Consider the following 8,812-nt stretch of genomic DNA (forward strand, 5'->3'; position numbering starts at 1 on the left):
GGTACTAATAGGCCGAGGGCTTGTCCTCAGTTGCTCGCGTCCACTGTGTTGGTTCTGAAACCACGAACAGGCCATGTCTGTGTCAGTTTCATAGTGTTTCGGTGGTCATAGCGCGAGGGAAACGCCCGGTTACATTCCGAACCCGGAAGCTAAGCCTCGTAGCGCCGATGGTACTGCAGGGGGGACCCTGTGGGAGAGTAGGACGCCGCCGAACAATTCTTCTGAGAAGCCCCGCCCGGGGACACCGGGCGGGGCTTCTCGCATTTCCGGATCAGATTCGCGCGACCAGGGCGTACCGCTCGTCGGAGACCGGCCCGCCCCAGAGGGTCGCCTCCTGGCTGAGCGGCGTCACCGCCAGTTCGGTGACGTGCGGGCGTAGTGCGTCGGTGAGGTCCCGGGCGCGGACGCCGCCGGCCCAGGGCAGCGGGTGGGCTCCGGGTTCGTACGGGGAGGCGGTGTCGCCCGCCTCGCGCCAGCGGCCCTCGACGAGTACCAGGGTGCCGCCCGGGCGGAGCAGGGTCACCCAGTGCCGCAGGGTGGCCGGCGGGTCGGCGAGGGTCCATGCCAGGTGGCGGCAGAGCAGGGCGTCGTAGCCGCCGGAGCGGGCGGGCGGGGTGTCGGCGTTGCCGATGTGGAAGGCGGCCTCCAGGCCCGTGGCGGCCAGTTTGGCGCGGGCCCGGGCGATCATGCCGGGGGCGAGGTCGATGCCGGTGACGTGGTGGCCCTGGTGGGCGAGCAGGAGGGAGAGCGAGCCGGTGCCGCAGCCGAGGTCGAGGACGTGGGCCGGCGGGTCGGGGAGCCATCCGTGCAGGCGGGAGGCCCAGGCGGCACGGACGGCGGGGTCGTGCAGGCCGTGGTCGGGCTCGTCGTCGAAGGTGTCGGCTGCTGCGTCCCAGTAGGCCGCGATCGGGGCGTGGGGGTCGGTCATCGGTCGAGTCTGCCAGGGGGGTACGACAGTCGCGGCCGACGGATCCGGGTGCCGCGCGGCGTCTACTCCTGTGGTGGCAGGGCGAGTTTGAAGCCGAGGTGGGAGGCGGTGAAGCCGAGGCGTTCGTAGAAGCGGTGGGCGTCGGTGCGGGTGGCGTCGGAGGTGAGTTGGACGAGGGAGGCACCGAGTTCGCGGGACCGTTCGACGGCCCATTCGATCAGGGCGGTGCCGAGGCCGCTGCCGCGTTCCCCGGAGTGGATCCGGACGCCTTCGACGATCGTCCGGGTGGCTCCGCGGCGGGAGAGGCCGGGGACGACGGTGAGCTGCAGCGTGCCGACGGTGCGGCCGTCGCGCTCGGCGACGACGAGGTGCTGGTGGGGGTCGGCGGCGATCCGGACGAATGCGGCGCGGTACGGCGTGAGGTCGTCGGGGGACTCGCGGCCGGCGCCGAGCGGGTCGTCGGCCAGCATGGCGACGACGGCGGGCAGGTCGTCCTCGGTCGCGGGCCGGATGACGAGGTCGCTCATGGACCGACCCTACGCCGGTCCGACGGGGCGTCACCCGGCGGGGTGGTGCGGGGTCGCGCGGACGGCCGGGAAACGCCCCGGGAGCGGTGTTCTCCCCGGTGGCGGGCCCGGCTGTCCGCAGCGGGAGGTACCGTGCGTGGCACAACGGTCGCCGGCGTCGGGCGTGAGCAGTACTGGGAGGGCCTCGTGACCACGGAGCAGCAGCGCACGGGGCAGCCCGGCGCCGCGGGGCAGGGCGCGGCGCAGCAGGGTGCCCCGCGGCAGCTCGCCCAGGTCGAGGGCGTGCTGGAGCGGATCACGTACGCGAACGAGGAGACCGGCTACACGGTGGCCAGGGTGGACACCGGGCGCGGCGGGAACGACCTGCTGACGGTGGTGGGGGCGCTGCTGGGGGCGCAGCCGGGCGAGTCGCTGCGGATGTTCGGGCGGTGGGGGTCGCATCCGCAGTACGGGCGGCAGTTCACGGTGGAGAACTACACGACGGTGCTTCCGGCGACGGTGCAGGGCATCCGGCGGTACCTGGGGTCCGGGTTGATCAAGGGGATCGGGCCGCGGTTCGCGGAGCGGATCGTGGACGCCTTCGGGGTGGACACGCTGGAGGTCATCGAGAACGAGCCGGGCCGGCTGATCGAGGTGCCGGGGCTGGGCCCGAAGCGGACGAAGATGATCGCGGCGGCGTGGGAGGAGCAGAAGGCCATCAAGGAGGTGATGGTCTTCCTACAGGGTGTCGGGGTGTCGACGTCGCTGGCGGTGCGGATCTTCAAGAAGTACGGCGACTCCTCGATCGGGGTGGTGAAGAACGAGCCGTACCGGCTGGCGGCGGACGTGTGGGGGATCGGCTTCCTGACGGCGGACCGGATCGCGCAGGCGGTGGGGATCCCGCACGACTCTCCGGAGCGGGTGAAGGCGGGGCTGCAGTACGCGCTGTCGCAGAGCAGCGACCAGGGGCACTGCTACCTACCGGAGGAGCGGCTGATCGCGGACGGGGTGAAGCTGCTGCAGGTGGACGTGGGGTTGGTGATCGACTGCCTGTCCGAGCTGGTGGCGGAGGAGGGCGTCGTCCGGGAGCGGGTGCCGGGGGAGGGCGGGGAGCCGATCACGGCGGTGTACCTGGTGCCGTTCCACCGGGCGGAGGTGTCGCTGTCGAACCAGTTGCTGCGGCTGCTGAACGCGGAGGGCGACCGGCTGCCGGGCTTCGCGGGGGTGGACTGGGAGGCGGCGCTGGGCTGGTTGGCGCGTCGGACGGGGGCCGAACTGGCGCCGGAGCAGCGGGAGTCGGTGAAGTTGGCGCTGACCCGGAAGGTGGCGGTGCTGACCGGTGGTCCGGGCTGCGGGAAGTCGTTCACGGTGCGGTCGGTGGTGGAGCTGGCGCTGGCGAAGCGGGCGAAGGTGGTGCTGGCGGCGCCGACCGGACGGGCGGCGAAGCGGTTGGCGGAGCTGACGGGGGCGGAGGCGTCGACGGTGCACCGGCTGCTGGAGCTGCGGCCGGGCGGGGAGGCGGCGTACGACCGGGACCGGCCGCTGGACGCGGACCTGGTGGTGGTCGACGAGGCGTCGATGCTGGACCTGATCCTGGCGAACAAGCTGGTGAAGGCGGTGGCGCCGGGGGCGCACCTGCTGTTCGTGGGGGACGTGGACCAGTTGCCGTCGGTGGGTGCCGGCGAGGTGCTGCGGGACATGCTGTCGGAGGGCAGCCCGATCCCGTCGGTGCGGTTGACGCGGATCTTCCGGCAGGCGCAGCAGTCGGGGGTGGTGACGAACGCGCACCGGATCAACGAGGGGCTGCCGCCGGTGACGGAGGGGCTGCCGGACTTCTTCCTGTTCGCGGAGGAGGACGCGGAGCGGGCGGCGGGGCTGACGGTGGACGTGGTGGCGCGGCGGATCCCGCAGCGGTTCGGCCTGGATCCGCGGCGGGACGTGCAGGTGCTGGCGCCGATGCACCGTGGTCCGGCGGGGGCGGGGAACCTGAACACGCTGTTGCAGGGGGCGGTGACGCCGGCCCGGGAGGGGTTGGCGGAGCGGCGGTTCGGCGGGCGGACGTTCCGGGTGGGGGACAAGGTGACGCAGATCCGGAACAACTACGAGAAGGGGGCGAACGGCGTCTTCAACGGCACGGTGGGGGTGGTCGTCTCACTGAGCGTGGAGGAGCAGCGGCTGACGGTGCGCACCGACGAGGACGAGGAGGTGCCGTACGACTTCGACGAGCTGGACGAGCTGGCGCACGCGTACGCGGTGACGATCCACCGGTCGCAGGGGAGCGAGTATCCGGCGGTGGTGATTCCGGTCACTACATCGGCATGGTCGATGCTTCAGCGAAATCTTCTCTACACGGCTGTGACGAGGGCGAAGAGACTGGTTGTACTGGTGGGGTCACGGAGGGCGATCGGGCAGGCGGTGAGGGCCGTCAGTGCAGGTCGCCGGCACTCCGCGCTTGATCATCGGCTGGCGATTGGATGATCCGCCGGGGGTGCGGTACGGTCCCGGGTTGTCTTGACGTGAAGAGATTTAGGGCGGAACCTGGTCTGGTGCCGATCTTGTCCGGTTCACACCGGCTTCGGCGACAGGTTTTGTATGGCGGGCCCCTTTTCGGCCCACCCCGGGTGCGCGGCTGTCCTCCGGATGGGGGATCGTAGGAACGTCAGGGCACTCGGATGAGGATTCATTTCGTCGGTGAGGAAGACGTGAGCGACAACTCGGTAGTACTGCGGTACCAGGACGGCGAGTACGAGTACCCCGTCGTCGAGAGCACTGCGGGCAACGCCGGCTTCGACATCTCGAAGCTGCTCCCGCAGACCGGCCTGGTCACCCTGGACAACGGCTTCGGCAACACCGCCGCCTACAAGTCCGCGATCACCTTCGTGGACGGCGACAACGGCATCCTGCGCTACCGCGGCTACCCGATCGAGCAGCTCGCCGAGCGCGGCAACTTCATCGAGACCGCGTACCTGCTGATCAACGGTGAGCTGCCGAAGGCCGAGGAGCTGACGGCCTTCAACGACGAGATCACCCAGCACACCCTGCTGCACGAGGACGTCAAGCGCTTCTACCAGGGCTTCCCGCGGGACGCCCACCCGATGGCGATGCTGTCCTCGGTGGTCGGCGCGCTCTCGACGTTCTACCCGCAGAGCCACAACCCGTTCGACGCGGACCAGCGCCACATGTCGACGGTGCGCCTGATGGCCAAGCTGCCGACGATCGCGGCCTACGCCTACAAGAAGGCGATGGGCCAGCCCTTCGTCTACCCGCGCAACGACCTGAGCTACGTCGAGAACTTCCTGCGGATGACGTTCGCCGTCCCCGCCGAGGACTTCGAGATCAACCCGGTCATCGTCAACGCCCTCGACAAGCTGCTGATCCTGCACGCGGACCACGAGCAGAACTGCTCGACGTCCACCGTGCGCCTGGTCGGCTCCAGCCACGCCAACCTGTTCGCCTCGATCTCGGCGGGCATCTCGGCGCTGTGGGGCCCGCTGCACGGCGGTGCGAACCAGGCCGTCCTGGAGATGCTCGAGCAGATCCAGAAGGACGGCGGCGACGTCGACGCCTTCATCCGCAAGGTGAAGAACCGCGAGGACGGCGTCAAGCTGATGGGCTTCGGCCACCGCGTGTACAAGGCGTTCGACCCGCGTGCCGCGCAGGTCAAGCTCCTGGCGCACGAGGTGCTCGGCCAGCTCGGCAAGAGCGACGAGCTGCTCGACATCGCGCTGAAGCTGGAGGAGCACGCGCTCAGCGACGACTTCTTCGTCTCGCGCAAGCTGTACCCGAACGTGGACTTCTACACGGGCCTGATCTACCGCGCCATGGGCTTCCCGACCAGCATGTTCACCGTGCTGTTCGCGCTGGGCCGGCTGCCCGGCTGGATCGCCCACTGGCACGAGATGATCAACGACCCGACCAGCCGCATCGGCCGTCCGCGGCAGATCTACACCGGCACCGCGATCCGCGACTACGTGGACCTCGGCGACCGCTGAACCGGTCCGTGCGAAGGGCCCGGCCGCTCCCCTCGGGGCGGCCGGGCCCTTCGGCGTTCCGTCTGGCCCCGGGGTCGCCGGGAAAGACCCGGCGCACGGCACCCGGGTGCGACCGTGCCAGGAACGGCCGCTCAAAGCGTCCCTGACCTTCGCACCCCGGCGCCGTGCGCTGTGCCGCCGAACTCGTCGGCGGCGGTACCGGGGCCCGCCGGAGCCCCGTTCGCGGCAGCGCGACCGGTGCGGAGGCGTGAAGCCGTTCGCCACACCGCCGCTGGCCGGAGAAAACTGCCGCAGTACACACGGTATGACGTATCCGGGGTCCGGGAGTTACGTTCCCGGAGTGTGACTTGTCTCTCTCCACGCTCCGTGTGCGCGCGGTGCCGGAGTCGAGCCGAGCGGTCCGTCCCCTTATCACACGCTTTCCGGCGCGCTGCGTCACCCTCCCCGCAGTCTTCGCAACCCAGCGTGATAGGAATCGACTCATTCCGATACGGACCGTCCGCACGCGTCTGCGGCGGCGTCGGGGCAGGGAGGGAGAGCGCGGATGACCAGGAACGTCGTCGTCACCGGTGGTGGCACCGGCATCGGGTACGAGGTGGCCCGCCGCTTCGCCGAGGCGGGGGAGCGCGTGGTGATCGTCGGGCGCCGGCGCGCGGTCCTCGAACGGGCGGCCGTCGAACTCGGCGAGAACGTCTCCACCCTGGTCTGCGACCTCGCCGACCCGGACGCGGTCGAGCACGCCCTGGACTCCCTGCCGGCGACCGTGGACGTCCTGGTCAACAACGCGGGCAGCCGGGAGACCGTGATCGGTGCCGGCCCGCACGCCGTACTGGCGCGCTGGCGCGGCGACTTCGAGCGCAACGTGCTCACGGTGGTGCTGCTCACCGAGTCGATCCGGGAGCGGCTCACGCCGGGCTCCGGCCGGGTGGTGACGGTCAGCTCCATCGCGGCGCTGCGCGGCGCCGGCTCGTACGGGGCGGCGAAGGCCTCGCTGCACGCCTGGAACAACTTCCTGGCCGCCCAGTTGGGCCCGTCCGGGATCACCGCGAACATCGTCGCCCCGGGCACCGTCTCCGGCACCGAGTTCTTCGGCCCGCGGCTGGACGAGGCGGAGGTCTCGCGCCGCGCGGCGCGCACCCTGCTGGGGCGGATCGGCGAGCCGTTCGAGGTCGCCGCGGCGGTCCACTTCCTGGCCTCGCCGGAGGCCGGGTTCATCACCGGCGAGATCCTGCACTGCAACGGCGGCGAGCTGCTCGGTCGCTGAGCACCACGGCGACGGCCCCGGGCGGAGATCCGCCCGGGGCCGTCGGCCTTGTGCGGACGCCTCAGGAGGAGGCGTCGAAGCGGCGCAGCCGCAGGCTGTTGGTGACCACGAAGACCGAGGAGAAGGCCATGGTGGCGCCGGCGACGACCGGGTTGAGCAGCCCGGCCGCGGCGAGCGGGATCGCCGCGACGTTGTAGGCGAAAGCCCAGAACAGGTTGCCCTTGATGGTGCCGAGGGTGCGGCGGGCGAGCCGGATGGCGTCGCCGGCGGTGCGCAGGTCGCCGCGGACGAGGGTGAGGTCGCCGGCCTCGATCGCGGCGTCCGTCCCGGTGCCCATGGCGAGGCCGAGGTCGGCCTGGGCGAGCGCGGCGGCGTCGTTCACGCCGTCGCCGACCATGGCGACCGAGCGGCCCTCGGCCTGCAGCCGCTTCACCGCGGCGACCTTGTCCTCGGGGAGCACCTCGGCGAGGACGTCCTCGGCGGGGATGCCGACCTCGGCCGCGACGGCCTCGGCGACGGCCCGGTTGTCGCCGGTGAGCAGCACCGGGCGCAGGCCGAGCGCACGCAGGTCGGCGACGGCGGTGGCGCTGGTCGGCTTCACCGTGTCGGCGATCTCCAGGACGGCCCGGGCGGAGCCGTCCCAGCCGACCACCACGGCGGTGCGGCCGGCCCGCTCGGCGGCGGCGCGGGCGGCGGCCAGCTCCGCCGGGATCGGCAGCGAGCGGGCGGTCAGCAGGGCCTCGCGGCCGGCGACCACGGTGCGGCCCTCGACGGTGCCCTGGACGCCGAGCCCGGGGACGTTGGCGAAGGCGTCGACCGGCGGCAGCTGGCCGGTGCGCTCGGCCGCGGCGGCGGCGAGCGCGGCGGCGACCGGGTGCTCGGAGGCGTGCTCGACGGCGCCGGCCAGGCGCAGCGCCTGCCGCTCGTCGGTGCCGTCGGCGGTGTGCACGGCGACCAGGGACATCCGTCCGGTGGTGACGGTGCCGGTCTTGTCGAGGACGACGGTGTCGACCCGGCGGGTGGTCTCCAGCACCTCTGGGCCCTTGATGAGGATGCCGAGCTGGGCGCCGCGGCCGGTGCCGACCATGAGCGCGGTCGGGGTGGCCAGGCCCAGCGCGCACGGGCAGGCGATGATCAGCACGGCGACGGCGGCGGTGAACGCTGCGGTGGGGTCGGCGTCGGCCAGCAGCCAGGCGACCAGGGTGCCGAGGGCGATCAGGATGACGACCGGCACGAAGACGGCGGAGATCCGGTCGGCGAGGCGCTGGGCGGCGGCCTTGCCGTTCTGCGCCTCCTCCACCAGCCGGGCCATCCGGGCGAGCTGGGTGTCGGCGCCGACCCGGGTCGCCTCGACGACGAGGCGTCCGCCGGCGTTGACGGTGGCGCCGGTGACGGTGTCGCCGACCGAGACCTCGACCGGGACGGACTCGCCGGTGAGCATGGAGGCGTCGACGGCGGAGGCGCCCTCGACGACGGTGCCGTCGGTGGCGATCTTCTCGCCGGGGCGGACGACGAACCGCATGCCCGGGACCAGCCGGGCGACCGGGACGCGCTGCTCGCGGCCGTCGCGCAGCACGGCGACGTCCTTGGCGCCGAGGTCCAGCAGGGCGTGCAGGGCGGCGCCGGCCCGCCGCTTGGACCTCGCCTCCAGCCAGCGGCCGAGCAGGATCAGGGTGGTGACCGCGGCGGCGGTCTCCAGGTAGAGCGTGGAGGAGGCGTCGCCGGTGCCGACCGCGAGGGTGAAGGCGTGCCGCATGCCCGGCATCCCGGCGTCGCCGAGGAACAGGGCCCACACCGACCAGCCGAACGCGGCCAGCGTGCCGAGCGAGACCAGGGTGTCCATGGTCGCGGCGCCGTGCCGGAGGTTGGTCCAGGCGGCGCGGTGGAAGGGCAGGCCGCCGTACACGACGACCGGGCCGGTGAGGGCGAAGGCCAGCCACTGCCAGTCGTCGAACTGCAGGGCGGGGACCATCGACAGCAGCACCACCGGCACCGTCAGCACGGCGCTGACCAGCAGCCGCTCGCGCAGCGGGTCCGGCTCCCGGGCGGCGGGGGCCGGGGGGGGGGGGGGGGGGGCGGGGGGGGGGGCCCGGGGGGGGGGGGGGGGGGGGGCCGCGGGGGG

The 8,812-nt window shown here is 72.3% G+C and carries 6 protein-coding genes and 1 rRNA gene; 4 read left to right on the forward strand and 3 right to left on the reverse strand.

Going from position 1 to position 8,812, the window contains the following annotated elements:
• Positions 1 to 97 precede the first annotated feature (97 nt).
• A 5S ribosomal RNA gene (gene rrf, locus ABD353_RS31040) occupies positions 98 to 214 on the forward strand.
• A gap of 57 nt (positions 215 to 271) precedes the next feature.
• Here the strand turns inward: rrf and ABD353_RS31045 are convergent.
• Together ABD353_RS31045 and ABD353_RS31050 are read right to left on the reverse strand one after the other, a co-directional pair.
• Positions 272 to 928, reverse strand: a complete 657-nt coding sequence (locus ABD353_RS31045; RefSeq protein ID WP_344627015.1) for a class I SAM-dependent methyltransferase — start codon at positions 926 to 928, stop codon at positions 272 to 274.
• Between the two features lie 62 nt (positions 929 to 990).
• Complete coding sequence (locus ABD353_RS31050; RefSeq protein WP_344627016.1) at positions 991 to 1,455, reverse strand: GNAT family N-acetyltransferase; 465 nt, start codon at positions 1,453 to 1,455, stop codon at positions 991 to 993.
• Between the two features lie 282 nt (positions 1,456 to 1,737).
• Between ABD353_RS31050 and recD2 the strand changes: the two genes are divergently transcribed.
• The 3 genes from recD2 to ABD353_RS31065 all read left to right on the forward strand — a co-directional run bounded on the left by recD2 (position 1,738) and on the right by ABD353_RS31065 (position 6,690).
• Positions 1,738 to 3,912, forward strand: coding sequence for an SF1B family DNA helicase RecD2 (recD2, locus tag ABD353_RS31055; protein ID WP_344627039.1), 2,175 nt, complete (start codon positions 1,738 to 1,740; stop codon positions 3,910 to 3,912).
• Positions 3,913 to 4,136: 224 nt separating this feature from the next.
• Positions 4,137 to 5,426, forward strand: coding sequence for a citrate synthase (locus tag ABD353_RS31060; RefSeq protein WP_344627017.1), 1,290 nt, complete (start codon positions 4,137 to 4,139; stop codon positions 5,424 to 5,426).
• A gap of 544 nt (positions 5,427 to 5,970) precedes the next feature.
• Positions 5,971 to 6,690, forward strand: coding sequence for an SDR family NAD(P)-dependent oxidoreductase (locus tag ABD353_RS31065; RefSeq protein ID WP_344627018.1), 720 nt, complete (start codon positions 5,971 to 5,973; stop codon positions 6,688 to 6,690).
• 61 nt (positions 6,691 to 6,751) lie between these two features.
• Here ABD353_RS31065 and ABD353_RS31070 read toward each other — a convergent pair whose 3' ends face one another.
• Positions 6,752 to 8,692 carry a copper-translocating P-type ATPase gene (locus ABD353_RS31070; RefSeq protein ID WP_425555292.1) on the reverse strand — a complete coding sequence of 647 codons (1,941 nt, stop codon included), beginning with the start codon at positions 8,690 to 8,692 and terminating at the stop codon, positions 6,752 to 6,754.
• Positions 8,693 to 8,812: the final 120 nt, after the last annotated feature.

The organism is Kitasatospora arboriphila (assembly GCF_039528095.1).
Classification (GTDB): Bacteria; Actinomycetota; Actinomycetes; order Streptomycetales; family Streptomycetaceae; genus Kitasatospora; species Kitasatospora arboriphila.

Excerpts from the sequence above, each read along its gene's own strand:
- ABD353_RS31045 (WP_344627015.1), bottom strand. The coding sequence starts at position 928 with ATGACCGACCCCCACGCCCCGATCGCGGCCTACTGGGACGCAGCAGCC.
- ABD353_RS31050 (WP_344627016.1), bottom strand. The coding sequence starts at position 1,455 with ATGAGCGACCTCGTCATCCGGCCCGCGACCGAGGACGACCTGCCCGCC.
- ABD353_RS31065 (WP_344627018.1), top strand. The coding sequence starts at position 5,971 with ATGACCAGGAACGTCGTCGTCACCGGTGGTGGCACCGGCATCGGGTAC.